Here is a 24,949-nt window from a genome sequence, read left to right on the forward strand (position 1 = left end):
CACACCTCTAATTCATTACATAAAGTTTTGTTCATCAAGCATTTCGGAAATAGAGCCATTTACTTCAACATTATCTGGAGTACATAAGAAAATATTATTCCCAACACGTTGAATATCTCCACCCAAGGCATAAACCGTACCGCTTAAGAAATCAACAATACGTGTCGCTTGGTCATGGCTAATGCGTTGTAAGTTTACAACAACCGTTTTATAATCTTTTAAATAGTCCGCAAGTTCTTGGGCTTCTGCATATACCCGTGGTTCTGCGAGTACCATACGACTAGAATACTGAGCTCCTTGCATACTAACCACCTTCGCATCCTCTTCTTCAACGGCATAAAAACGATTTTTACTAGGTTTTTCCTTCTTCGTTTTCTTTTGCATAGGTTCTGGTTCCCTCGCTACTTCCTCTTCATAATATTCTTCCTCTTCATCTAAGAAAAAGAATGACTTAAATTTATTCGATAGTCCCATTTGTTACACCTCCATATTATCGTCATTCACCAAAGCTCTTCCTACTCGTATAAATGTAGCACCTTCTGTAATCGCAATTCCGTAATCGTTCGTCATCCCCATAGATAACTCAGTGCACGGAATGTTTTTTAACTGAAGCGCATGAATTTCTTGCTGCAATTGCTTTAACTCATGAAATACGTGATGCAGCTCTATGTCGCTATTTGTAATAGGTGCCATTGTCATTAAGCCTACAATTTCAATAAAGTTGAAATCAGCTTCTTGTAAAAAAGACAACGCTTCTTCTTTTGAAAAGCCATGTTTGCTCTCTTCGCCAGAAATATTCACTTGTAAAAAACATTTCACAGGTTTAGTTGCTCGCTTTTCTATCTCTTTTGCAAGAGAAGATCGGTCAAGCGAATGCAAATAATCGATTTTTGGTAAAACATCTTTTACTTTACGAGTTTGTAAAGAGCCAATGTAATGCCAACAAATGTCTTCTTTATCTGCAAGCTCTATGGTTTTTTCAAGAAAAACATCTGCGCGATTTTCACCAAAATGACGAATTCCTAAATTATAAAGCTCTGTGATTCCAGCCGTATCAATAGTTTTTGTAACAGCTACTAAAGTTACATCTTCCTGCTGACGATTACTTTCTTCACAAGCACGCTTTATTTGTGCAGTTACTTGTTCTAAATTAGCTTGTTTTGTCATTTGTTTCATCACCTTATATAATTCCCGAAGCATTTCTTTTGAAACGCCTCCTGTTATAGTCAGATACCCGGTCACTTAAATTAAACATGGACAGTGGCCGGGTGATTTGAGTTATAAGTATTATCCACGACGGTTACGATTACGGATAAATGCTGGTACATCAACATCTGAGCTATTTTGTTGTGGCTCAGCTTGTGGTTGTTCTTGCACTGGGTTGTTCGTTTGTTGCGGTGCATTTTGTGCATAATCATTTTGCGGTTCATCTTGCACAGCATAACTTGGGCGATTTACTTGAATAGATTGGTTTGGACGACGATTTACTTGCGCTTGTTGTTGTGCTTGTTTTTCTTCATCAAATCCTGTTGCAATAACAGTGACAATCAATTCATCTTTTAGTTCATCATTAATTACAGAACCGAAAATCATATTTACATCTTCGTCAGATGCGCTAGATACGATTTCAGCTGCTTCTTGTACTTCATAAAGGCTAAGATTAGATCCGCCTGTAATATTCATTAAAACACCTTTTGCTCCGTCTACGGAAGTTTCAAGAAGTGGAGAAGAAATAGCTTTTTTAGCTGCTTCTGCGGCACGATTTTCACCAGTCGCAATACCAATCCCCATAAGAGCAGAACCACGGTTAGTCATAATCGTTTTTACATCAGCAAAGTCTAAGTTAATTAAACCAGGAACGGCAATCAAGTCAGAAATCCCTTGTACACCTTGACGTAAAACATTATCTGCTTCGCGGAAAGCTTCAAGCATAGGCGTATTTTTATCCACAATTTGAAGTAAACGGTCGTTAGGGATAACAATTAAAGTATCTACTGCTTCTTTCATTGCTTCTGTTCCAGTTAGAGCTTGTTTCGTACGTTTTGGTCCTTCAAAACCAAATGGTCGAGTAACAACACCTACTGTTAAAGCGCCCATTTCTTTTGCGATTTGAGCGATAACAGGTGCAGCCCCAGTTCCAGTTCCGCCGCCCATTCCAGCAGTGACGAACACCATATCAGAGCCTTTTAAAGCTTCTTCAATTTGTTCGCGACTTTCTTCTGCTGCTTTTTTACCAATTTCAGGTACAGCACCCGCGCCTAATCCACGCGTTAATTTTGTACCGATTTGTAGTTTTGTTTCTGCTTTTGCTAAGTTAAGTGCTTGAGCATCTGTATTAACAGAGATAAATTCTACTCCTTGAACACCGTGCTCGATCATACGGTTTACAGCGTTGTTACCGCCGCCGCCAACACCGATTACTTTAATTGTTGCCAAACTTTCTGAACTAGTGTCAAATTCTAACATATTATTGCCTCCTATTTGCCGATTTATACGATACGATTTTCTTGCTGATTCACCAGCTATTCACTTTTATTCAAAAAATGCGCCGAAAAAATTCTTCATTTTTGTAGATACTTTTTCGTCATCTGATTTCTTTTGTTTTTGTTTAGGTTGTTTTTGTCTTGGTGCATCATCATCATAGTGTGGTTCATTTGCTGCGCTACTTACATCGCGCCCTTCTAATTCAGCCATTTGATAAGCATATTTAATTAAGCCGACTGCTGTTGTAAAGGAAGGTTCACGGACACCAATATAATCAGGAATTGCCAATCTAACATGGGCTTGCAACGTTTTCCCAGCTAAATCAATGGCGCCTGGAATTGCCATGGAACCACCTGTTAAGACATAGCCACCAGGAAGATGCGTTTTACCAACTCGTGTTAAATCTTCCATAACTAATTGGAAAATCTCTTCCATTCGTGCTTCGATAATGTCTGCTACTTCCACTTGTGTGAAATGTTGTTTTTGGTCACTACCAATAACGTCAATCGCAAATACTTCATCTGGAGAAGCATCATCATAAAATGCATATCCATGATCCAATTTGACACGATCAGCATTGGCAGTAGATGTATTAAGGCCAAGAGATAGGTCTTTTGTAATATTATCTCCACCAACAGGGATGACACCAGTATAAGTTAATCGTCCTTGTTCAAACACACTGATAGTTGTTGTTCCTGCACCAACATTCACGAGTGCTGTCCCAAATTCTTTATCATCGTCCGATAAAGAAATTGATGCCTCAGCAAGTGGTTGTAAAGCGATATCAGAAATTTCAAGCCCAGCGCGTTCTACACAACGTAACGTATTATGTAAAATTGTTTTTGAACCAGTAATTAATGTACCTTCCATCTCTAAACGAACACCAATCATTCCACGTGGATCTGTAATTCCTGTTAAGCCATCCACAACAAATTGGTCTGGTATGGTATTAATAATTTCTCTTTCAGGAGATAGAGGAACAACTTGAGCTGCGTCCATCACATTCCAGACATCTTCATCTGTAATTTCTCGATTTTCGCTACCTACTGCCACAATTCCTCGGCAAGCTTCTAAATGCACTTGACTCGATACTACCCCAACGATTACTTGAGAAATTTCAACGCCAACCATTCTTTCTGCTTGTTCAATTGCCTTTTTAATGGATTCTACAGTCTTGTCTATGTCGATAATAATCCCTTTTTTTATTCCGGAAGATTCGACATTCCCAACACCGATAATATTGAGTCTATCGTCAGCCATTTCTGCGATGATTACTTTAACAGAAGCTGTTCCAATGTCTAAACTTACATAAATTTCGCTATCACCCATTTATCGGCACCTCCTTTTATTCTAGTCATTTATCATTTATTTATTTCATTTTTTATACCGAACGAAGCCGGTTTTTTAACTAACTTGGAAAAGCAGTGTTACTTTTCTATTTTTATGGCGTTAGTGTGGAATGATTGCCCATTCTGCCTAACATACAAAATCACTTATTTACAGTCTACACTATGAGAGAAGGTAATAAAAGCACAAAGAACATTTTTTGGCAAATTCTTAAGATATTTTTTTCATTTTATTCAAAAAGCGAACAAGTGTTGGTATCGCGATGTTTTCGGTTATCATTTTGTTACATGGTTGAAACATCTGTCATTTAAAAACCAGTCAAAGCGCAAGAGAAGAAATTAATTATCTTTTTTCTTCTCTGCTGCTTTTTTTTCTTCATTTTGTTGATAATAACTTTGGAAATAAGAGCCAACTTCTAAATCAATAACTCCTTTTTGTCCTTTTGCAAGTTGAGCGACAATTGCTGGATAATGTTGCATTTTTTCAGCAAATGTACTAATAGTTGCTGACACTTGATTCCCATCATTCATGTATAATTCGATGTGGTTTTTATCACTACTCGTTGGAGCGTATATTACTTCCGAAATAGAACTAACGACATCTTTTGGTAGTTGATTGATTTGAGCTACCATTTTTTCAAGTGTTTTACCATTTTTGAAATTCTGGAACAATAAATCATTCCCAATCGGAAATTGACGCGGTTGGTCTGTGAGCATAATGCCACTTTCAAGGACGTCATAATATTTGCCGTCTTTTTGTTGATAACCAATAGTTTTAAATTCTTTGATATTAATTTGAACATCATTAAATCCTTGCTTTGATACCGTAGCAGTTTTGATTAATGTGTTTTTTTTAAGTTCCTCTTCCGTTTTACCATTATTTATTCCAAGAACAAATTCGCCAATAACGAGCCCACTTTCTTTGCGGACTTCATTTTCAGTTAATTGTTTATTGCCACTCACATTGATTTTATCCAGCTTGCTAAGTGGCGAAAGGAAGTAAAGCGTAATTAAGATCAAGATCGCAAAAATTCCGATTAAAATGGCTAGATGTCTTATTAGTTTTTTCTTGCGGTATTTTTTCAATTCTGGTATGCGGTTTTCAATAGATACAACGCGTCTATTTTCAGCCATTTTACTCGCTCCTTTCTGCGATTTATTTCATAATGCCAAGGACAGCTTCCACTAGTTTTGCAGCTGCTTCTGGTCGTCCCATTTGTTTAGCACTTGCTTTCATTGCATTTAGTTTTTCTTCGTCAGTTAATATAGAATCAACTGTTGCCATTAAATCAGTATTTTTTAGTTCTGCTTCTGTAATAACGATGGCTGCATTATTTTTTTCTAGCGCTCGAGCATTGTTTTCTTGGTGGTTCGCTGTCACATATGGACTTGGTATTAAAATACTTGGAACTCCAAGTGCCGTAAGTTCAGCAAGGGTTGTCGCTCCTGCTCTAGAAACTACGAGCGTAACCGCATTTAAAATTTTCGGCATATCATATATAAATGGTTGAACACTAATATGACTACCCAAATTCAAATCAGCCAAAGTATCTTTTATTTTTTCGTAATGAACGTCTCCAGTCACATAAAGCAATTGAAAATCACGCTTATTCCATTCTGGCAAAATAGCTTCTACTGCTTCGTTCACGCCGCGTGCTCCTCTACTCCCACCGAAGACTAGAACGGTTGGTTTTCCAGATTCAAGTCCGTATGCTTCAAGCGCTCCTTCAGATTCAACTCCTACCACTTCAGAAGCTCTTGGGTTACCTGTAAAGACAATTTTTTCAGAAGCAAAAGAATCGCTCACTTCTTCAAAACAAATGGCTACTTTATCTGTATAGCGACTTAAAAATTTATTCGTTAAGCCGGCTACACTATTTTGTTCATGAATTAATGTAGGGATTTTTAGTTTGGCAGCCGCGTATACAACTGGCCCACAAACATACCCCCCTGTACCAATTACAACGTCAGGTTTAAAATCACGTAAAATTTGTTTACTTTTTTTAGCACCACTCAAGAAACGCATAATTGTTTTCACATTTTCAAGTGATAAAGAACGTTTAAAACCAGTAATTTCAATTGATTCAAAAGGAATACCTTCACGTTTAACGATATCAGCTTCTAAACCTTTTTCGGTTCCAATATATAAAAATTCGGCTTCTGGATGCAGTTTTTTTAGTTCTCTGATGAATGCAAGTGCTGGATAAACATGTCCACCAGTCCCGCCTCCACTTATTGCTACTTTCATTTTTCCACCTCTTCTATTAATTCGCTGATTGCGTCCATATAGGCATTTCCGCGAACTTCAAATGTACGGTATTGATCCCAGCTTGCACACGCTGGCGAAAGCAAAATAATATCTCCTGGTTCAGACTCACGATAAGCTACTGGTACTGCGGCTTCCACATTGTCAACATAATGTACTTCAATACCAGCAATTTTACCAACTCGACCAATCTTATCTGCTGTTTCCCCGAAGACAATTAATGATTTCACATTTTTGAAAAATGGGAGTAATTCATCGAAGGAGTTACCTCGATCTAAGCCACCCGCTAAAAGTACGACTGGATTTTTAAAACCTTTTAAAGCGCTCTGAGTTGCAAGAATGTTTGTTGCTTTAGAATCATTATAAAATTTACGTCCTTGCCACTCAACGACAAATTGTGTTCGATGCTCTACACCTTTAAATGTTTCTAAAACGTGCATAATCTCTTCGTTTGTAACACCTAATGTTTTAGCTACTGCAACCGAAGCGAGAATGTTTTCCAAGTTATGCTCTCCCGGAAGTAAGATGCTATCGCGTGAACCAATGACTTCATCGTCAAACATAATATCGCCATTTTGGACATAACTTCCTTGCCCTAAACGTTGCGTTGTTGAAAAAGGAATAACTTGCGCTTTTGTTTGTTTGGTTAAATTTTTCAGTTCTTCTTGGTCCCAGTTGATAACTAGAAAATCATCTGCTGTTTGATTTTTTTGGATATGCCATTTTGCTTGGACATACTCACTACGATCAGTATGGTAATCCAAATGTGCCTCATAAATATTCGTTATGACTGAAATATGCGGCTTGAAAGTCTCCACTCCCATTAGTTGGAAAGAAGAAAGCTCCATCGAAATATATTGTTCACTTGTCGCATTTTCAGCAACAGCGGATGCCGGAAAACCAATGTTTCCTGCAAGTAAAGAACTATTTTCTTTATGGGCGTTTAACATATGATGAATAATCGTCGTCGTTGTTGTTTTCCCATTCGTCCCTGTAATGCCGACAATGGGTGCTTCCGAAATTTGGTATGCTAACTCCACTTCAGTAATAACCGGAATTTTAAGTTTTAACGCTTTGGCAATCATTGGGTTGTTATACGGAATACCAGGATTTTTAATAACGAGTTCAAATCCTTCATCCAAAAGTTCAATCGGATGCGATCCACAAATCACTTTAATCCCTTGTTCCAGTAAGCCTTGTGCTTCTGGATTTTCGCTAAAAGGTTTTTGATCATTTACAGTGACAAATGCTCCTAATTTATGCATAATTGTTGCCGCGCTAACACCACTTCTTGCAAGACCCAAAACAAGTACTTTTTTGTGATGATACATTTCAATTTTTTTCATTTCCTTTGGTTCCCCCATTTATATCAAAATTGGCGGTCGATTCTATGCTATTCATAAAAACGACGGAAAGCGCCAACCAGATCCTGTAAAAAAACAGCTAACTAGAGACGCTTTTGCCGCGAAAATCACGGCGCTTTATTAAAAGATAACAACACAGACAGAAATAACTGCTCCGACTAATCCGATTCCCCAGAACGTTAAAACAACGCGCCATTCGGACCAGCCACCAAGTTCAAAGTGATGATGAATTGGTGTCATGCGGAAAATCCGTTTTCCTTTAGTTGCCTTAAAGTAAAATACTTGCAAAATAACAGATGCTGTTTCAATAACGAAAATTATTCCGATTAAAAGTAACAACCATTCTTGATGTACTAAAATAGAAACAGCGGCGATACTCCCACCAAGTGCAAGCGAACCGGTATCACCCATGAAAATTTTCGCTGGATTTTTATTAAAGAGTAGAAATCCAAGCATACCGCCCACAATGGCAAAACAGAAAATCGCGACATCCATTTGTTCTTGATAAAAAGCAATAACACCAAAAGCAGAAAAAGCAATAACAGAAAGACCAGAAACAAGCCCGTCTAAACCATCTGTTAAATTCACTGCATTGGAAAATCCAACTAACCAGAATAAGATAAAGATAACAAAGAACCAGCCAAGATCCACTTCAATATTTGTAAATGGAATATTCAGTGTCTCAGCAAAATCACTAAAATGATACACAAGATAAAATAATATTGAAATCGCCACTTGACCTAAAAACTTCTGTTTAGAAGTGAGTCCTAAATTACGTTTTTGAACCACTTTAATATAGTCATCCAGAAAACCTAATGCGCCAAAGAGTGCCAGCGCGATAAATAGCAGCCAAGTAGCCGCACTAACTTCCCCACCGATGAATGAAAAAATCAAAAAGCTAATAAGCATAGCAGTTATAAAAACAACTGCTCCCATAGTTGGTGTGCCTGATTTTTTTTCATGCATTTTCGGGCCTTCATCTCGAATACTTTGGCCAAATTTTAATTTCACCAAAAATGGTATAAATAGTGGGACGCCTATCACTGTAATGATAAAAGCCACTGCAAATGTTGATACTAACATGTATAAAGACACAATAAATTCTCCCCAATCTGTTTGTCAAAGCACTTCACTTCATATTTTATGCGAGTCCGAGTTTTTTTTCAATAGCAATTCGAGCTTCTACGCGATCATCAAAATCAATAACCTCATCACCTATTATTTGATAATCTTCATGACCTTTTCCAGCAATCAGAATAACATCCCCTGTTTCTGCTTCGTTTACTGCAAAACGAATGGCATCTCGACGATTCTCGTGAACAACATAAGAATCACTTTCTGGAACTCCTTGAATCATGTCTTCAATAATCGCATGTGGATTTTCACTACGCGGATTATCCGATGTAAAAATTGGATTTGTTGCATAATCTACAGCAATTTTTGCCATTTGTGGTCGTTTTCCTTTATCCCGGTCACCGCCACAACCTACAATAACAAAAACTCGTTTTTCAGCAAATTCATCAATTGTTTGTAAGACATTTAGCAAGCTATCCGGTGTATGTGAATAATCAACAATTACCGGAAAATCTTGCCCTGCACTGACGAGTTCAAAACGACCTTTAACTCCAGGAATATCTTCCACTGTTGCAATAGCATTGTTGATAGGAATTTTTAATGCAAAACTTGTTGCAATGGCCGCTAAGACATTATAAACACTAAAATTACCAATCATTTTTATCTTTAATGTGAAATTACCTACTGGTGTTCTTAAATCAAATGTAGAACCATGGCTTGCAATTTTAATATTGCTTGCTCTAAAATCCGCTTGTTTTTTTATCCCAAATGTAATAACGTGAGCAGCTGTTGCTGTTTGCATTCGAGAGCTTTCTGCATCATCTATATTTATAACAGCTACTTTTGGATTACTAGTATGGTAGCTGTTGCCTAATTGCGCAAAGAGTAAGCTTTTAGCATAGGCGTATTCTTCCATTGTATGGTGATAATCTAGATGATCTTGAGATAAATTCATAAATACTGCTACATCATAATCTGAGCCGTAAACTCGACCTTGGACTAATGCGTGAGATGAAACTTCCATCACAGCAGTGCTAACACCATTCATAAGCATGTTTCGGAACGTTTCTTGTAATGTTAAACTATCTGGAGTTGTGTTTTTTGTTTCTAAAATTTGGTCGCCAATTTTGCGATACATAGTGCCGATAAGACCAGTTTGTTCCCCATTTTCACGCACAATTTGTTCTACTAAATGACTAACCGTTGTTTTCCCATTTGTCCCAGTAATCCCAACTAGTTTCAACGCTTGGGTGGGGGAACCATAGAAATAATCAGCTAACATTGCCATCGCACGTTTGGAATCTCTCACATAAATTACAGGGACAGTTACATCTACTGTTTTTTCAGCAATAATTGCTACCGCGCCAAGTTCTTCTGCACGTTTTGCAAACTGGTGTCCATCCACCAATTCCCCGTCTATACAAATAAATAGTGTCCCAGGTTTTACTTTTCTACTATCTTGGGCGATTTGGTCAATTTCTATTGCCGAACTTGCCTCGCCAGTATAAACCGGGATAGCTTCCATTAATTCACTTAACTTCATACTTGCCATCTCCTCAAACTTATTCTTTCTGTTATTTTTGCTAAAACCAAAAAGAATCCTTTTCTATCTTAGCAAAAACAACAAAGTATATCTACCACGACAAAAGACATAGTAGCTGCTTAAAGTTAGAAGTATGCCACTTTTTTGAGCTGACATACTTCTATCTTCCTACTATTGATTAAGCAAATCACCGATACCGGCATTTTCCCTGATGTCTGTCGCTTTTTTATTTTTATTTGCAGTATCTTGATCATGATTTTGGTTAAATTGACTTATTTGTTCTGGTGGCGTAAGCGTTATTTTCATTTTCGTTTCGCTATTAATTACACTTCCAGCAGAAACACTTTGACTTTTCACATAACCACTTCCACTAAATTCAAAAGGAATACCGGTTATTTCTGAAACTTTGAGAACATCATCTTTGGACCAAGTTACCATGTTTGGAGCAGTCATATCCCCGTCAGTCATGATAATCACTTTTTGACCTTGCATGAGTTCGCTATTTGCTGATGGCAGTTGTTGGACAATTTTTTTGCCGTTTCCGACAACTATTGGTTCAAGCCCTTTATCTTTCACTGCTTTTTTAGCGTCATCTACTGATTTACCTGTTAAAACGGGTACTTTTTCAGTTGATAATTTCTCTACATCGCCTGGTTTAATATTCATATATTGTAAGCTGTTTTTCATTACGGGATTAAATACTTCAGATACTGCTTCTCCGCCTGTTTCACTACCCGTTAATTGCGGTTGTTGCATCGTCACATAAATAACTAATTCTGGATTGTCAGCAGGTGCCATTCCTAAGAAAGAGAAAATATAATTCTCTGCTCCAGTCATATATTTACCAGTTTTTGGATTAGGAATTTGGGAAGTACCTGTTTTCCCAGCTACTTCATAACCTGGAATAGCGTACAATTTACCAGTTCCATGTTCCCCACTAATAACATTTTTTAATTCGTCACGTGTTTTTTTCGCTGTGTCCGCACTGATTGGTTTTCCAGCTACTGTTGTTTTTGTTTCTTTTTCTTTACCTGTGTTGGGATCTTTAACACTCGAAACGACATATGGTTGTTTCATTGTGCCATCACTTGCGATAGCAGACGCAGCTTGAATCATTTGCATCATCGAAACTGTAGTACCTTGTCCAAACACGGTCGTTACTTTTTCAATTGGATAATTATAAAGGATTTTACCATTTGTTTCATTTGGCAAATCAATGCCTGTTTTTTCACCGAAACCAAATTTATCTAAATAATTTTTAAATGTATCTGTTCCCATTTTGTTTAAAAGCTTAGCGAATGCCACGTTACTTGAACGTTCTACCCCTTCACGATATGGAATCGAGCCCCAACCATTTCCGTTATTATGGTCATGGATAGCAATATCGCCAACTTTATAAGAACCAGATTGATAGTATTCGTTTGGATTATAAACATTTGTATCAATAGCAGAAGCTAGAGAAATGATTTTCATGACTGAGCCGGGTTCGTATGCATATTCAACTGGTAAATCTTGCCAAATACTTGAACTATTTCCTTTAATCGTGGAACGGTCAGCTGGATTAAAAGATGGTCGTTGGCTTATTGCAAGAATTTCACCTGTTTTTGGATCTGCTACTACAGCCATCATATTTTTAGGTTTATATTTTGCATCAACAGTCGCCATAGTATCTTCTAAGAATGTTTGGATTTTTTTATCTAAAGTCAATGTAATATCTTGACCGTCTTTCGCTTTGGTTACTTTATTTTTAGAATTCGGTAAAATATAGCCCATTCGGTCCGTACTGTAATCAATTTTCCCATTGGTTCCAGTTAATTGATTATTATAGCTAGACTCAATACCCATTTTACCTTCTAAAATAGTTGTATTTTTCTTTTCTTCTTGTTGTGCAAAACCAATTAATTGTGTCGCAAAAGTACCATTAGGATAAAAACGTTCTGATTGACGGGTAAATTCAATGCCAGGTAAATCTTCTTTGTCAATTTTTGCTTTTGTTTCTGTGGAAATGTTTTTCCCAGCAGAACCAAATTCGACTTGATATTTTCCTTTTTCATTGAGTTTATCTAAAATATCAGATTCATCCATTGGAATATATTTTGCGAGAATTTGAGCTGTTTTTTCTTCATCTACTACTCGCATTGGATTTTTTGTTGATTTAGAAAGTTTATCGCTAACTACTGCTGCAATCGTGTAAGAAGCCGTATCCTCAGCTAACACTTCTCCTTTTCGATCTAAAATGGAGCCACGTTTTGCTTCAAGAACACTGCTTTTTAAATGTTGCTTCGATGCTTTAGCTGCAAGCGGGACCCCATTTGCTTCTCCCGTAATTTGCAAATAAAGAAAACGGCCAGAAACCAAGAGAAAGAGAATAGTGAAAAAGATAAAAAGCACTAGCGCTCCCCTTCTCATGTTACCTATACGCCGTTTCATTGACCATCTACCACTTTCACATTATCGCCATCAAGTTTTAACCCTTTTTCTTTGGCAATTTTTAAAATACGTTCATATCTCCCTAAATCTTTTACTTCTACTTTTAAGTCTTCATTTGATTTTTGTTGTTCGATAATTTTCGTTTCTTTTGTTTGAATTTCTTGGTTCACGGTGTAAATTTGTGCTTGTACACTAATGATACGAAAAGCAACAACTAAAACAATCGCAAGCGCAATCGTGATGATTACTTTTTCGCCGAGAGTCATTTGACCTCGTCTTAAGATTTGTTTTTTTGATTGTTCGGCTTCTCTATGTACCTTATTTGGCTCTAGATTAGATTTATAGGCGACATTGCTCACATTTTTTCAACTCCTGCTATTTAATAATTTTTTCGATGACACGTAATTTTGCAGAACGCGCTCGGTTGTTTTGTTCCAGTTCTTCTTCACTTGGTACAATCGGCTTTCTTGTAGCAAGTTTGAAATCTGGTTTATATTCATCTGGAATGACTGGAAGACCTGGTGGTAATTCTGGTCCTTTTGTCGCTTCTTGGAATAAGTGTTTTGTAATGCGGTCTTCTAAAGAATGAAACGTGATTACGCTAATTCTGCCGCCTGGTTTTAATAATGTTAAGGCTTTTTCAAGGGAATCTTCTACAGCACCTAATTCATCATTTACTGCAATTCGGATCGCTTGAAAAGTTCTTTTTCCTGGATGCCCGCCTTTTCTTCTTGCTGGCGCCGGGATAGCTGTTTTAATGATGTCTACTAGTTCACCCGTTGTTTCAATTGGTTTGACTTCACGGCGACGTTCGATTTCTCGTGCAATTTGCTTAGAAAATTTTTCTTCCCCGTATTGAAAAAAGATACGGATTAAATCTTGATAAGACCACTCGTTGACAACTATTTTTGCCGTCAGCTCTTGTTCTTGATCCATTCGCATATCAAGAGCCGCATCCTGGTGATAACTAAAGCCGCGTTCTCTTTCGTCTAATTGAGGGGACGAAACACCTAAATCGTATAAAATCCCATCAACCGCTTCAATTCCGCGCTCATTTAATGCTTCTTTCATATAGCGAAAATTAGCTTTAATAAAAGTTACTTTATCGCTATAATCTGCTAATTTCATTTTTGCATTATCAATTGCCGTTTGATCTTGGTCAAAAGCAAATAAATGCCCTTGTTCATTAAGCTTATTTAGTAAATACTCTGAGTGACCTGCGCCGCCAAGTGTTGCATCGACATAGATTCCGTCTGGTTTTACTTCAAGCATATCGACTGTTTCATGTAGTAATACGGTTTCGTGCTTAAACATGCAAATTCCCCCTTAAATATCAAAGCCAATCATATTTTCGGCTAAATCAGCAAAAGATTCTTCTGCCTCGTTAAAGACATTGTCCCACTCTGATTTACTCCAAATTTCAATACGACTAGAAACTCCAATAATTACTGTTTCTTTCTCCAAATCCGCATACTGTAGTAAGTTGGATGGAATATTAATCCGGCCTTGCTTGTCTAGTTCACATTCAGACGCACCGGAAAAGAAGAAACGTGTAAAGGAACGAGCATCTTTTTTAGTTAGTGGTAGGGTTTGGAGCTTTTCTTCAAGCTTTTTCCATTCCTCTTGTGGATAAGCGAATAAACACTTATCAAGTCCTCGGGTTATAACAAAATTATCCCCCAAAAGCTCACGGAATTTAGCTGGCACAATTAATCTGCCCTTTATATCGATGTTATGTTGATATTCTCCCATGAACATTAGACTTCACCCACTTTCCTACATACCACTTTACCACATCTCCCCACTTCGCACCACCCAAAACCTAAAATTCTGTAAAAAAAAATCATTCTACTATATAGATAGAATGATTAAACCTTTATTTAAAGCCATTTTAGTCGAATTTTATTTTAGGGATATAGCGTGGGGCTTGGTGGAGGGGTCCCCCACTTACACCCCAAAAATCATTTCGCTAACACTTTTTTCCAACCAGTTTTAAGAGCTACCGCTGAAAAAACGATACTTAGCATACCAAGTAAAATCGTGAATGCACTCATACCAAATTTACCAATAATTGGAGCAAATACTAAGCTTATCGAACCAATCATTTTTCCAATTTGGAAAATAATGCCATTAAAAGCCATATATGCCCCGCGCTTATTATCATCAACAATAGCCGCTAGAATTGTTTGCCGCGTAGGTACATAGAGTAACTCGCCAATCGATAGGATAGCAGTGGCTAGCAATAATATCGACAAATTAATTGCAAATGCGCAAATAGCAAAACCAATCGAAAATAAAGCAAAACCGACATACATAATTGGTTGTTGCGCACGTTTTGTCACCCATTTTGCAATCGGAACCGTGAATAGTACAATAAATAGCGTATTGACTGCTGTAAGTATACTCAGAATTTGCACTCCATTTAATGAAATGTGACCAAAAGGACCTAGACTCACAAGTAATGCTTGGAAATCTTCGGCTAAACGTACTGAAATATAATTACTTCGCTGGAATTCTATCGACATAACCGCAATTCCACCAATAGTATATAGAAGAAAACGATAATCATGTAAAACTTGACCGTAATTTTTAAACATACTAATTAATCCAAATGACTCTTTATGCGTTAGTGTATTTTGTTGTAACGTTTCTGAAATCAAGCTTAATGTAAGCCAAGCAGTCACGCATGACATAATAAAAAGTGCTAAAAGTAACGAAAATAAATAATCTACAAAAAACCAACCACCTACCATAATACCAATCATCATAGATAAATTATTTGCCCAGTAGCTTACCGAATACATAAACGAACGATTTTCAGGTGTACTTACATCAATCAACATAGCTTCTCCCGCAGGATTAATCAGCCCTTGAGCCACACCAATAATAAGCAACATAACAAAAGTAATCCAAGGCGAATGAAAGAACGGAGAATTACAAAGAACCATCCCCAAAAACGCAATAACCTTAAGAAATTCCCCTGTAACCATTAATTTTTTTCGGCCGATAATATCCGCCAAATGCCCCCCATACATACCCGCAAGAAATTGAATAATGACATTAATCATTAATAGTATACCAGCGATACTACTACTTATCTCCATTGAAAAATAAATAGCAATAAATGGGAAGATCATCGAACCAATAATTTTACTTAAAAATTGAATGAGTATTCGCGCTCTAATATTCGGATGCAACTCTCTAAACATGTTATCTCCTCCGTTTGGTAATTTTCTGAGTTCTCTGTTAGTATAAAAGGGACGCAAGAATAAAAAAAGGGTATTATAATACGAATGTTGTCCCCTTTTCGAATGGAGCGATTACATGGATAAAGATTATTTCACTATGAGAGCCTATTTATATAATGTAACTAGCGATTCGGATGTTCCTTTTAAATTGAATGATTTAGCAAATATCTGGTTTTGCACTTCGAAAAACGCAAAAAGAAAACTTCATCATTATCAAGCAAAAGGAGTGCTTCAATATCAACCTGGACTTGGACGTGGAAACCTTTCTCATATCGCTTTTAAAGAACCACTAGAAAAAGAAGTATTGTTGGTTTTGAAAAAGAGTTTAGCAGAAGATTCTTTTAGTGATATTTTATTTTTATTGCAGCTTCCTATTCCCAAAAATTGGTTTTCTAATATATCAACAGAAATCCAGCAAATGTTTGGCTTACAATTGACGGAAAACCAACAAGAAGTTTTGCGTTCTATTATCCGACGTAAGTTAACGACACTTGATCCACTTCAAACCTCTGTATCCATGGAATCTTTTATCCTTACTCAAATTAGTGATTCTCTCGTTAAATATGATGAGATAGATAAAAAAGTTGTTTCGCATATTGCACACCACTGGCATGTTACAGAAGATTACAAAAAATGGACTTTTTATTTACGTAAGAGCATCTTATTTCATCATGGGCGAATGCTGGATAGTGAAGATGTAAAATTTACTTTACTGCGAGCCATGCAGCCAAATACTGTTCCTTTTTGGCAATTACAAGACATTAAAAATATTCACTGCACGAATAAATTTACGGTGACGATTACATTAAATAATGCTGATCCATTTTTCATTCGTTACTTATGCTCTCCTAATATGGCTATTTTACCGCGAGATGTAACTTTTGATGAATTTAAGTTAATTGCCTCCGGACCTTTTAAAATGGTGGAGAGAAATGACGAGTGCTTAATTTTAGAAGCTTTTGATACTTATTTTTTAAAACGCCCGATACTTGATAGAGTGGAGTTTTGGACAGCCGAAAACCATCATACTTTAAAGACGATTCCGATGCAGTTCACTTCTGTTGATTATGAAGAAAATTCTGCCTACGTTGAACGCAGAAAAACTGGCGTTGGCGTTAACTTCATTTGTTTTAATGGTCATAAAAATGGTGTGGCTCAACATAAAGCTTTTCGCGAGGCCATGTACCACCTATTAGACGCTCAAATAACCAGTCAAGAACTCTTTGAAAATTATGGCACAATTGCATCCAATTACTATCCTGAAAAATCCATTATTCCAACAAAACATCCTGAAAAAATTGCTACTTTACTAAAAAAAGCAAACTATCAAGGAGAAAAAGTCATTTTTGGCACAACCCAACATCCAACTGCTTTGCAAGAATCAAAATGGATTTGTGATCGAGCTGCTAAATTCGGTATCCACTTAGAGGAAAAATTAGTTTCGCATGACGACGCTTCCTATTCTAGTGTGACAGAAGATGATCTTGATTTAATGATGATGGGCGAAATACCAGCAGCTGACGGAGAACTAGCTTATCTAGATTTTTTAAACAATCCCAACCTTTTACCACAACACCTTTTTAGCCCTGAGGTGATTAAAGAGATTTCTACAAAATCGAATGAATTTAAATTAGAAAAAGACGCCTCCAAAAGAGACGCCTTACAAACAAAAATGGATAACTGGCTTACAAAAAATTTTCATTTAATTTATTTACATCATCCAGAAAAAAGTCAATCACTTCATTCCATGATAAGAGGAGTTACAGAAAATCCATTCGGGTACTTTGACTTAAGTAAAGTATGGATTGAAACATTACCAACTAAAACTGCAAAATCAAACTATAAATAATTCCGTATAAATAGAGTGCGACATACAATAAAGCGAAAATGAAAAAACATAATCTCCAGTATCCACGAATAATTTTGCGATACTGGATTTCGCCTTCTTTTTTTGCAGCAATAACTACTATCACAATGCCTAGAATAAATAAAAATAATAATATATATAATAAAAATGATTTATTAAAAAGCACCATCATAAAAAAGTGCACCGCAATAATTAAGAAAATTGTCGATACATCCGCCGAAAGCATAATTCTACGTTGCGTTTTTCGAAATCGAAAACCAGAAAGAAGCATCGTGAGTATAAAAATTATCACTGGTAAAACAATTATTATCGCTGTTGAGTTTGTTAACCAATCAAACATTGCTTTCTCCTTCCAGTCCTTTAATAATATGATATAACGTTCTAAGTGTAGGAAGAGTCCTCGAAGCGTGCTCTCCTTTTTCTAAAACTGGTAATACAATTCCATCGATTTCTGTCTTTCGGTTATTTAACCGATCCAGAGCCATCGAGGAAAAATTAGCTTCCGTTACTTGGCATATAGTCTCTACTTTTAGAAGGGCATTTTCAACTGCTAGAACCGACTGTACTTCTTTTACAAGTATAACTAGTAACCTGTGCCACTCTGGATTTTCTAAGAGCTTCCCATTAGGAACACCGAGAACCGCTGTTAAAGGGTTGATTACTGCATTAATGAGTAATTTTTCTTGAATAATATCTAGATAGTCATCATGCTTTTCTACTGGAAATTCTGGTCTCGATTCTAATAATAATTCTAAGTTCGAATCTAATTCCCCTTGATAAATACTATATTTTGTTCTCCCGTGACCACGCCAAATAACCGTTGTATCGTTCTCACGTCCTGCCCCGTGTTCACTAATGCCTAATAAAATCGTCCGTTTAACACCAAGCTCAGCCAAACTTTCTAAGTGCCCTGCGCCGTTTTGAATAAACAGAAATGGTACTTTTGTTGGTACGTTTTTAAGTAATGGCAAGATTTCATTTAGCGAATATTGTTTTACAGCAATAATTAATAATTGTTGTTTAGCTAAACTTTCTTCATCTGTAACAACGGTAGCTTTTATATGTATGTTTTTTGTTTTTAATTGATCTCTCAGCAAAATTCCTTCTTGATTTAATAATTCTGCCTGTTCTCTTCTTCGTGTAAAAAGTGTGAGCTTGGATTTTTCAGCAAAATTGGCTGCATATAAAAGTCCCATTGCTCCTGCACCGATAATCCCAACATTTATTTGGTTTTCCATCCATTTCAGCTCCATATTGGTTAATGCTTTTATTTTATCAGAAGTGGCGTGTCTTTGCACTTTTGTACGCAAACAAAAACCCCGAAAGACCCATGGCGTCTTTCGAGGTTCGTTTAAACAAGTGAAAGGTCACTTGCTTTTACCAATATTAGCTGTTTGCTACTTCTTTGCCATCATATTGACCACATTCTGGACATACGTGATGGGAAAGTCTGTATTCGCCGCAATTCGAGCATTCGTTCATGCCCGGAAGTTGAAGTTTAACGTGTGTACGACGCTTACGCTTTTTGGCTTTTGAAGTTCTTCTAAAAGGTACTGCCATTTCCTTACACCTCCTTGACGATAACTAAGTACTTGTATCGTTAATCTAAGAAAAATAAATTCCTTAATATATTCCAGCTTCACGGGGAGTTTAGTCTTCTTTTTTCTCATCGAAAAAATCAGCTAATCCCGCAAGACGAGGATCCACTTTTGGTTCTTTTGCTATTTGTTCTAGTAGGTTACCTTCTTCTGTTTTCATTTCCCATTCTTTGCCTCGTGGAAGCTGACTCATATCAAGTGCTTCTTCACTGAAAACCTGCATCGGAATTTCAACAAGTAAAAGTTCTTCTACTACAGGAGTTAAATCGACCATATCCTGTTCCATCACATGCCAAGATTCATCTAGAACTTGTTCTTTGGATTTCACAAAGGTTTCTGTCGCATGCACTTCATAAGGATAAACAACATCCTCTAATGTACGAGCACATGGAAGTGTCCACTCACCTTTCATAGTCAGGTTAGCGGTAACTTCTTCTGGGTGTACAATAAGTTCCCCAGTTACTTGTACGGGGCTTGCATCACGAACGTCTATATTGTTCTCTTGAAAGAACTTTTTTAGGTCAGCTTTTTCATTAATCGTGAAGTTGCTGTCACGATATTTTTTCAATTGACTGATAGACCATTTCATCCTACATCACTCCAAGCGCAACACAAAATATTATAGCTTTTTTAAAGGCTTTTGTCAATGGTTTTTGGAGGACCAAAACTACGAGCTGTATTTTATGTTAAAATAGATTATCTAAAGGAGTGAACCGAAATGAAAGCAACTGGAATTGTGGTCGAATATAACCCTTTTCATAATGGGCATCAGCTACATCTAAATAAGGCGCGCGAGTTAACCAAAGCAGATGTGGTGATTGCGGTAATGAGCGGCTCTTTTGTGCAACGCGGTGAACCAGCGATTTTGCCTAAATGGGAGCGAACAAAGATGGCACTCGCTGCTGGTGTTGATATGGTTGTTGAACTCCCTGTCTCGTTCGCAACACAACACGCGACTATTTTTGCTGAAGAGTCTGTCCGTATTTTAGATGCGCTTCATGTGGATGCGTTATTTTTTGGAAGTGAACATGGAGTTAGCGAGGATTTTTTGACTGCTGCTAAAACAGTCGTCGAACACGAAGCAAGTTTTAATCAAGCCATTCAACTTGCATTAATCGACAAAAAAACCTCCTATGCGAGAGCTTATACAGAAACTTTTAAACAGTCATTCGGTACAGAATTACTAGATGTCACTAAGCCAAATAATATTCTCGGTTTTCATTACGCACTCGCTATTCAAAAACAAAATCCTACCATCTCCCTTCAAACAATGGCGCGTATTCATGCAGGTTATCATGACATAGAAGCAAACCATGACCAAATTGCAAGTGCGACCGCGATTCGAAAGTTACTGTTGGCAGGAAATTTAGAGGAAGCTAGTCGTTATCTTCCTGCTTCTTCTATAGAAATTTTAAAAAATTATGATGGTCCTTTTTTATCATGGGAAAATTATTGGGCGCTCCTAAAATATCGATTAATTCAAGCTGAAACGGATGAGCTTGAGGGGATTCGTAATGTTAGTGAAGGTATTCAAAATCGAATGCAAATTGCGGCAACAAAAGCGCAATATTTTTCCGACTTTATAGAATCTATGAAAACAAAACGATATAGTAATGCGAGAATACAACGAACAGCTTTACAAATTTTATTAAATGCCAGAAACATTCCTTCCGCACCATACATTCGCATTCTTGGTATGAATAAAACTGGTCAAAAGTATTTATCCCATCATAAAAAAAATATTTCTCTTCCAATAGTCACAACTGTTTCCAAAGCGGCTCCAGGACTTTTAGAAGAAGATTTACGCGCCACTAACATTTATACACTAGTAAAAGGACTAGAAAACTACCAAGCTGGCGACTTCCATATTCCACCAATATTAAAGAGCCAGACATAAGTCTTGAAAAATAGAAACCAGAAGCAAAAATCGATTTGTACGATTTTTTGCTTCTGGTTTTTGGTTAAAAATAAACAAAGCTAAGTTCGTTTTTCAAATGCACTACAGAACCTAATGGTAACAATTCTTCTTTTTAAAAATCTCTATTCTCTATTGGTAATTGATTCTTTTTATAAAGAGCATATATTTTTTTCCTCTTGAATGGTCTTTGTAAAATAAATAGCGGAATAGGTAACATCCAAAAAAGAGTTGTAGCAAAAAATAAAATCGCCTCACCATTGGAAAAATATAGTACAACGGTACTTCCTATAGCCATTAATAGCGTCCAGAATCCTATTCTAAGATTTTTATTAAGTTGCTTTTCACCTTCTTCAAAGCAAAAGGATACTTTTTCTATTGAGATTGGAGTTCCAAAGAAACTTTTTTTACTAAAATAATCAATCACAATAACCAATAGCACACTGATAAAGATACCTAATAAAATGCTTAAGTTCACTAGATATTTAGTTGGCATTTTTATCATAACTTCAATTTTTAAAATAATGATTTTCCCTAGTTCTGTTGGTTGACTATTTTGTTGAAGTGCTTTTGTTAACTCTTAGCATGCGATTACATATTAATTAGATTTCATTGTTTTCCAAGGGTCTATCAACAACGCCTTTCTTAATTCTCGATGCATTATTTTCTGCCCAGTTTGAGTATAAATCTTGGAATCGAGCTTCATCTTCATCATAAAATCCTGTAAACAATACTTCATCAATATTTTCTGCATTAAAATATAATACCTCGCTCGCTACTAAGCCTACAGGATAAACGCATCCCGAATAATCAAACTTATTCGTTCTCCCATCTACTACTACCAAGGGACCTCGATTTAAAATCATAATTTTTTTTGATCCTTCTTTTAAATATACTACACTTCCTATAGTCAGCATCTAATTTACCTCCAATATTTCAATTTTATACTCATCTGCGTTATATGCTAGATAATTTGTTAGTAAAAATATAAATATGACTATTGTGTAGCAAAATGAAAGTATCCAATAGCCCTTTACTATAATAAATAAATAAGCTCCTATTACTAGTACTGCTAAAAATAAAACATAGACACATACAGATTTAAAATAATAAGGCCATTTTTGTGGTCTTAGTTTTATCAGAACTTCTTGATTACCCTCTCTATTTTTGCACTTAATTTTATTTCTTTTGCTATAAATTATTCGAATAAGCACACCAAAAATAGATAAAATACATAAACTTAAAATTAGACCGCCCTCGAAAAATTTCATCAAAAACGAGGGAAGGACTAAATTGCTTATAATTATTACACACATCAATAAAATAACTCGAATTGAATGACTAGACTTATAAGCTTTTTTTATAATTAAATCATCAGCATCCATTTGAGGAATTAAAATAGCCTTCTTTGGTATTAGCCAACTTAAAGCAAAAAGAATAAATCCATAGAAACCTCTATCCATATCTATCAAATAAAATTTTGAATCATATTCTAAAATTTTATAACGTGTATTTTTAAAAATAGGTCTGATTTTTCCAACATTAATCTTCACCACGCCCAATTCATTGGATTAATTGACTCGCCTACATGACTAATCGCCTGACCAACATCTTTTATTCTATCTTTTGACCAACTGACCCCTTCATCAATTTTATCACTAGCCCAATCAATACCAGAATCTAATTTATCCCCAGCCCAGTCTAAGCCGTCTTGAATATGAAGAATATTATTATCATATAAATAATCAAATCCTACACTAACAATAGTACCAACAGCTATACCTCCAAGAACCGCCCATCCACCTGGATTAGATACAAGTAACCCTACACCAACTGTTCCAAGTATACCAGCACCAGTACCTATTCCAGTAGAAATAGTATTGTGCGAAATGGCTTGACCTACAGTTTTTCCTTTATCATTCATATCATCATACATTCCTAGCCCAAATCCAGCAACTACGAAGCCATAACCTAAGGACTTTCCGGCAGTAGAAATATTTTTCCCGTATTTTATCATTTGTGATCCTACACCATTTGGATTAACCATCACGAAGGAATTTACACCATCAGGTCCTTTAATCCCTTCTAAAACGTTAATTATACCAGAAAACCTTTTAATACCAACGCCTAATTGTTCGACAAAGTTTGATAGAACATCATTTTTTATATCTGAAATGATATCATCTTTGTTTTCTTTTAAATAATTAATTAATGAGGCAGGTACTTCATCATCTGGATGATTATTGGCAAATTCTAATAAAAATCTTAAATCATCTTGATTCAAGTCGGGAATCTTATCTAAAATAGTTTTCATTTTCTTGTCCGTGTACATTTTATTTATTTTTTGCGTCCAGGTTAAATCATTCGCAGGCGGAACCACAAAAGTCCCTGTTGAAGAATTCCAAGCTGTTTTTGTTTGAGCAATTCCTTGATTAACGGCTTGCTTCAGACTAGCAATTTCCGAAAAAATACTTGGTGAACTCGCATGAAAGGCGACTAATTTTTGAAGTTTTTCTTCAAGTTCTTTTTTACTTCTTTGATAAACATCAATCAAGGCTTGATTGAGATTGAGTTGCATTCGATGATCAGACTCCGGAAGACGGGATTGTATCAATTGGTTTTGAAGCGCATTCGCTTGATTGATTAGAGCATTTGCTTCTCGAATTTGTTCTTCCAATTCTGATTGTTTGAGATCTCCGCTATCGACTTCACTCTGATAGCGTTCAGGAAATTTCTGGACAGCTTCTTTGGTAGCTTCTGTTAAAAGAATTCCAGCCTGAACAAGGGGCAAAAGAACCGCGTTATAAAAAGCTTTTGCTGAATCATATGCTTTTCCTTTCAGTAAAGGGCTATCTGCTGTAAATTGTTGAATCGCTTGTTGAAGAGCTTCATAGCCCTCTATATGTTGCTGGCAAACTTGACTTGTACTGGTCGCTTGGGCTTGGATTTTGATACATACATATCTAGACTCATGCTTTCGCCTCCCGTTCGTCTAAGAATGCTTTTCTTTTTTCGTAGGCGACTTCATTGATTTGTTCTTCCAGTTCTCTTTTTTCTTGTTGCAAGACTTCTTCCATGACTTCAAGGTGTTCTTGCGTTGAACGTGAGAGAGAGAAAACCCGTTCTTGCATTTGTTCATGCAAAAAGGCTTGATCATTTTTCCGAAACTGCCAGCTAACCTTCTCCACAAATTGAAGCCCTTGTCGAAAATGGATTTCATAGGCTTCTTGAAGTTGCTGGACAGTTCGTCTTTTTTGTTGGTTTTCGTCTTCTTTTCCCATTAACCGACGTTCCTCTTGCTGCCACTCAGTCCACGTCTTCATGGTATTGGGCCTCCAATCGATGAAAGGCTAGCCCCAATTTCTGCATCTTTTGCAGCAAAAGCCTCCGCGACACTCTGCAAGTTTGTACTTGCCATCGTTAAAGCACTTGCAATCTGAGATACTGCTTCCTTTTCTGCTTGAATTGCCATGTGTGCTTGTGTGTTGCCTCCCAATGTCGTTGCCTCATCTTTCATAACGGTTGTTCCTTGTTTCTCAAGGATTGAAACAGCTTGTTGAAGCGCAGTGGCTTTTTCTGTGGCTTGTCCCAAATCACTCGCTACTCTATGCATTCATTATCCTCTCCTTTCCGCCTTTTTAAGAAAAAATGCCTATTACAAATTGTATTTGCTAGTAGGCTTAAAACACGAAGTTTTGAGAAAGTCGTTGATTTTGTCCTTTTACGGCTATTCAATTTGATTCACAAATTCACAAACTCTGTCGCTTTTGGTTTTGATTGATTAAACTTTTTATCAAATCGTGCAAAAGCTTGA

26 protein-coding genes are annotated in these 24,949 nt (G+C 36.6%); 2 read left to right on the top strand and 24 right to left on the bottom strand.

All coding sequences use genetic code 11. The annotated features are described in order from the left end of the window. Positions 1-15: 15 nt before the first annotated feature. The 14 genes from LWE_RS10395 to LWE_RS10460 form a co-directional block, all read right to left on the bottom strand. A complete protein-coding gene (locus LWE_RS10395) occupies positions 16-474 on the bottom strand; it encodes a cell division protein SepF (RefSeq protein ID WP_011702807.1) in 459 nt (152 codons plus the stop codon). Between the two features lie 3 nt (positions 475-477). After that, entirely contained in the window at positions 478-1,167 is a 690-nt protein-coding gene (locus LWE_RS10400) for a YggS family pyridoxal phosphate-dependent enzyme (RefSeq protein ID WP_011702808.1), read from the bottom strand. A 120-nt stretch (positions 1,168-1,287) separates the two neighbouring features. Then, complete coding sequence (gene ftsZ / locus LWE_RS10405; protein ID WP_011702809.1) at positions 1,288-2,466, bottom strand: cell division protein FtsZ; 1,179 nt, start codon at positions 2,464-2,466, stop codon at positions 1,288-1,290. Positions 2,467-2,532: 66 nt separating this feature from the next. After that, positions 2,533-3,813, bottom strand: coding sequence for a cell division protein FtsA (gene ftsA, locus LWE_RS10410; RefSeq protein ID WP_011702810.1), 1,281 nt, complete (start codon positions 3,811-3,813; stop codon positions 2,533-2,535). 356 nt (positions 3,814-4,169) lie between these two features. Next, positions 4,170-4,964 (bottom strand): cell division protein FtsQ/DivIB, encoded by a 795-nt coding sequence (locus tag LWE_RS10415; RefSeq protein WP_011702811.1) that lies wholly within the window; start codon positions 4,962-4,964, stop codon positions 4,170-4,172. A gap of 22 nt (positions 4,965-4,986) precedes the next feature. Then, positions 4,987-6,078, bottom strand: coding sequence for an undecaprenyldiphospho-muramoylpentapeptide beta-N-acetylglucosaminyltransferase (murG, locus tag LWE_RS10420; protein WP_011702812.1), 1,092 nt, complete (start codon positions 6,076-6,078; stop codon positions 4,987-4,989). Continuing rightward, positions 6,075-7,442, bottom strand: a complete 1,368-nt coding sequence (gene murD / locus LWE_RS10425) for a UDP-N-acetylmuramoyl-L-alanine--D-glutamate ligase (RefSeq protein WP_011702813.1) — start codon at positions 7,440-7,442, stop codon at positions 6,075-6,077. Before murD ends, murG begins: the two co-directional genes overlap by 4 nt. A 138-nt stretch (positions 7,443-7,580) precedes the next feature. Then, positions 7,581-8,555, bottom strand: a complete 975-nt coding sequence (mraY, locus tag LWE_RS10430) for a phospho-N-acetylmuramoyl-pentapeptide-transferase (RefSeq protein WP_011702814.1) — start codon at positions 8,553-8,555, stop codon at positions 7,581-7,583. Positions 8,556-8,601: 46 nt separating this feature from the next. Further along, positions 8,602-10,077 (bottom strand): UDP-N-acetylmuramoyl-L-alanyl-D-glutamate--2,6-diaminopimelate ligase, encoded by a 1,476-nt coding sequence (locus LWE_RS10435; protein WP_011702815.1) that lies wholly within the window; start codon positions 10,075-10,077, stop codon positions 8,602-8,604. 171 nt (positions 10,078-10,248) lie between these two features. After that, on the bottom strand, positions 10,249-12,507 hold the full coding sequence (locus LWE_RS10440; RefSeq protein WP_011702816.1) for a penicillin-binding protein: 2,259 nt from the start codon (positions 12,505-12,507) through the stop codon (positions 10,249-10,251). After that, entirely contained in the window at positions 12,504-12,866 is a 363-nt protein-coding gene (gene ftsL / locus LWE_RS10445) for a cell division protein FtsL (RefSeq protein ID WP_011702817.1), read from the bottom strand. Before ftsL ends, LWE_RS10440 begins: the two co-directional genes overlap by 4 nt. A gap of 16 nt (positions 12,867-12,882) precedes the next feature. Next, positions 12,883-13,821, bottom strand: coding sequence for a 16S rRNA (cytosine(1402)-N(4))-methyltransferase RsmH (gene rsmH, locus LWE_RS10450; RefSeq protein ID WP_011702818.1), 939 nt, complete (start codon positions 13,819-13,821; stop codon positions 12,883-12,885). A gap of 12 nt (positions 13,822-13,833) precedes the next feature. Further along, positions 13,834-14,265, bottom strand: coding sequence for a division/cell wall cluster transcriptional repressor MraZ (gene mraZ, locus LWE_RS10455; RefSeq protein ID WP_003763280.1), 432 nt, complete (start codon positions 14,263-14,265; stop codon positions 13,834-13,836). A 203-nt stretch (positions 14,266-14,468) separates the two neighbouring features. After that, complete coding sequence (locus LWE_RS10460) at positions 14,469-15,716, bottom strand: MDR family MFS transporter (RefSeq protein WP_011702819.1); 1,248 nt, start codon at positions 15,714-15,716, stop codon at positions 14,469-14,471. A gap of 115 nt (positions 15,717-15,831) precedes the next feature. On the opposite strand from LWE_RS10460, the gene LWE_RS10465 reads away from it, so the two are divergent. Continuing rightward, positions 15,832-17,604, top strand: coding sequence for an ABC transporter substrate-binding protein (locus LWE_RS10465; protein WP_011702820.1), 1,773 nt, complete (start codon positions 15,832-15,834; stop codon positions 17,602-17,604). Here LWE_RS10465 and LWE_RS10470 read toward each other — a convergent pair. From LWE_RS10470 to LWE_RS10485, 4 genes are all read right to left on the bottom strand, one after another. Then, positions 17,576-17,962, bottom strand: coding sequence for a DUF3397 domain-containing protein (locus LWE_RS10470; protein ID WP_011702821.1), 387 nt, complete (start codon positions 17,960-17,962; stop codon positions 17,576-17,578). The two genes, LWE_RS10465 and LWE_RS10470, sit on opposite strands and share 29 nt — an antisense overlap. Next, positions 17,955-18,860: a 2-dehydropantoate 2-reductase gene (locus LWE_RS10475; RefSeq protein WP_011702822.1), complete on the bottom strand. Its 906-nt coding sequence runs from the start codon at positions 18,858-18,860 to the stop codon at positions 17,955-17,957. Before LWE_RS10475 ends, LWE_RS10470 begins: the two co-directional genes overlap by 8 nt. A gap of 148 nt (positions 18,861-19,008) precedes the next feature. Further along, on the bottom strand, positions 19,009-19,182 hold the full coding sequence (gene rpmF, locus LWE_RS10480; RefSeq protein WP_011702823.1) for a 50S ribosomal protein L32: 174 nt from the start codon (positions 19,180-19,182) through the stop codon (positions 19,009-19,011). A gap of 90 nt (positions 19,183-19,272) precedes the next feature. Next, positions 19,273-19,809: a YceD family protein gene (locus LWE_RS10485; RefSeq protein WP_011702824.1), complete on the bottom strand. Its 537-nt coding sequence runs from the start codon at positions 19,807-19,809 to the stop codon at positions 19,273-19,275. A gap of 129 nt (positions 19,810-19,938) precedes the next feature. On the opposite strand from LWE_RS10485, the gene LWE_RS10490 reads away from it, so the two are divergent. Further along, positions 19,939-21,117: a nucleotidyltransferase gene (locus tag LWE_RS10490; RefSeq protein ID WP_011702825.1), complete on the top strand. Its 1,179-nt coding sequence runs from the start codon at positions 19,939-19,941 to the stop codon at positions 21,115-21,117. A 133-nt stretch (positions 21,118-21,250) separates the two neighbouring features. On the opposite strand, the gene LWE_RS10495 is transcribed toward LWE_RS10490, so the two are convergent. The 6 genes from LWE_RS10495 to LWE_RS10520 form a co-directional block, all read right to left on the bottom strand. After that, the gene (locus LWE_RS10495) at positions 21,251-21,631 is read right to left on the bottom strand and encodes a hypothetical protein (RefSeq protein ID WP_041176368.1); all 381 of its coding nucleotides are present in this window, start codon (positions 21,629-21,631) and stop codon (positions 21,251-21,253) included. Between the two features lie 106 nt (positions 21,632-21,737). Beyond that, positions 21,738-22,052 (bottom strand): DUF4176 domain-containing protein, encoded by a 315-nt coding sequence (locus tag LWE_RS10500; protein ID WP_011702703.1) that lies wholly within the window; start codon positions 22,050-22,052, stop codon positions 21,738-21,740. Continuing rightward, the gene (locus LWE_RS10505) at positions 22,053-22,688 is read right to left on the bottom strand and encodes a DUF443 domain-containing protein (protein WP_219932287.1); all 636 of its coding nucleotides are present in this window, start codon (positions 22,686-22,688) and stop codon (positions 22,053-22,055) included. Next, positions 22,685-24,088 (bottom strand): T7SS effector LXG polymorphic toxin, encoded by a 1,404-nt coding sequence (locus LWE_RS10510; protein WP_331437058.1) that lies wholly within the window; start codon positions 24,086-24,088, stop codon positions 22,685-22,687. The genes LWE_RS10505 and LWE_RS10510 overlap by 4 nt, the downstream gene beginning before the upstream one ends. Before the next feature lie 16 nt (positions 24,089-24,104). Further along, positions 24,105-24,458 carry a DUF3958 family protein gene (locus tag LWE_RS10515; RefSeq protein ID WP_011702706.1) on the bottom strand — a complete coding sequence of 118 codons (354 nt, stop codon included), beginning with the start codon at positions 24,456-24,458 and terminating at the stop codon, positions 24,105-24,107. Next, positions 24,455-24,748 carry a TIGR04197 family type VII secretion effector gene (locus LWE_RS10520; protein ID WP_011702828.1) on the bottom strand — a complete coding sequence of 98 codons (294 nt, stop codon included), beginning with the start codon at positions 24,746-24,748 and terminating at the stop codon, positions 24,455-24,457. The genes LWE_RS10515 and LWE_RS10520 overlap by 4 nt, the downstream gene beginning before the upstream one ends. Positions 24,749-24,949: the final 201 nt, after the last annotated feature.

It is taken from the genome of Listeria welshimeri serovar 6b str. SLCC5334 (genome assembly GCF_000060285.1).
GTDB classification, from domain to species: domain Bacteria; phylum Bacillota; class Bacilli; order Lactobacillales; family Listeriaceae; genus Listeria; species Listeria welshimeri.

Coding starts and splice junctions, on each gene's coding strand:
- murG (WP_011702812.1), bottom strand. CDS start 6,078: ATGAAAGTAGCAATAAGTGGAGGCGGGACTGGTGGACATGTTTATCCA.
- rpmF (WP_011702823.1), bottom strand. CDS start 19,182: ATGGCAGTACCTTTTAGAAGAACTTCAAAAGCCAAAAAGCGTAAGCGT.
- LWE_RS10415 (WP_011702811.1), bottom strand. CDS start 4,964: ATGGCTGAAAATAGACGCGTTGTATCTATTGAAAACCGCATACCAGAA.
- mraZ (WP_003763280.1), bottom strand. CDS start 14,265: ATGTTCATGGGAGAATATCAACATAACATCGATATAAAGGGCAGATTA.
- LWE_RS10460 (WP_011702819.1), bottom strand. CDS start 15,716: ATGTTTAGAGAGTTGCATCCGAATATTAGAGCGCGAATACTCATTCAA.
- LWE_RS10500 (WP_011702703.1), bottom strand. CDS start 22,052: ATGCTGACTATAGGAAGTGTAGTATATTTAAAAGAAGGATCAAAAAAA.
- LWE_RS10440 (WP_011702816.1), bottom strand. CDS start 12,507: ATGAAACGGCGTATAGGTAACATGAGAAGGGGAGCGCTAGTGCTTTTT.
- LWE_RS10400 (WP_011702808.1), bottom strand. CDS start 1,167: ATGACAAAACAAGCTAATTTAGAACAAGTAACTGCACAAATAAAGCGT.
- LWE_RS10520 (WP_011702828.1), bottom strand. CDS start 24,748: ATGCATAGAGTAGCGAGTGATTTGGGACAAGCCACAGAAAAAGCCACT.
- LWE_RS10470 (WP_011702821.1), bottom strand. CDS start 17,962: ATGTTTGATTGGTTAACAAACTCAACAGCGATAATAATTGTTTTACCA.
- LWE_RS10395 (WP_011702807.1), bottom strand. CDS start 474: ATGGGACTATCGAATAAATTTAAGTCATTCTTTTTCTTAGATGAAGAG.
- LWE_RS10495 (WP_041176368.1), bottom strand. CDS start 21,631: ATGCCAACTAAATATCTAGTGAACTTAAGCATTTTATTAGGTATCTTT.
- LWE_RS10515 (WP_011702706.1), bottom strand. CDS start 24,458: ATGAAGACGTGGACTGAGTGGCAGCAAGAGGAACGTCGGTTAATGGGA.
- murD (WP_011702813.1), bottom strand. CDS start 7,442: ATGAAAAAAATTGAAATGTATCATCACAAAAAAGTACTTGTTTTGGGT.
- LWE_RS10485 (WP_011702824.1), bottom strand. CDS start 19,809: ATGAAATGGTCTATCAGTCAATTGAAAAAATATCGTGACAGCAACTTC.
- LWE_RS10475 (WP_011702822.1), bottom strand. CDS start 18,860: ATGGAAAACCAAATAAATGTTGGGATTATCGGTGCAGGAGCAATGGGA.
- LWE_RS10465 (WP_011702820.1), top strand. CDS start 15,832: ATGGATAAAGATTATTTCACTATGAGAGCCTATTTATATAATGTAACT.
- rsmH (WP_011702818.1), bottom strand. CDS start 13,821: ATGTTTAAGCACGAAACCGTATTACTACATGAAACAGTCGATATGCTT.
- ftsA (WP_011702810.1), bottom strand. CDS start 3,813: ATGGGTGATAGCGAAATTTATGTAAGTTTAGACATTGGAACAGCTTCT.
- ftsZ (WP_011702809.1), bottom strand. CDS start 2,466: ATGTTAGAATTTGACACTAGTTCAGAAAGTTTGGCAACAATTAAAGTA.
- LWE_RS10490 (WP_011702825.1), top strand. CDS start 19,939: ATGAAAGCAACTGGAATTGTGGTCGAATATAACCCTTTTCATAATGGG.
- LWE_RS10435 (WP_011702815.1), bottom strand. CDS start 10,077: ATGAAGTTAAGTGAATTAATGGAAGCTATCCCGGTTTATACTGGCGAG.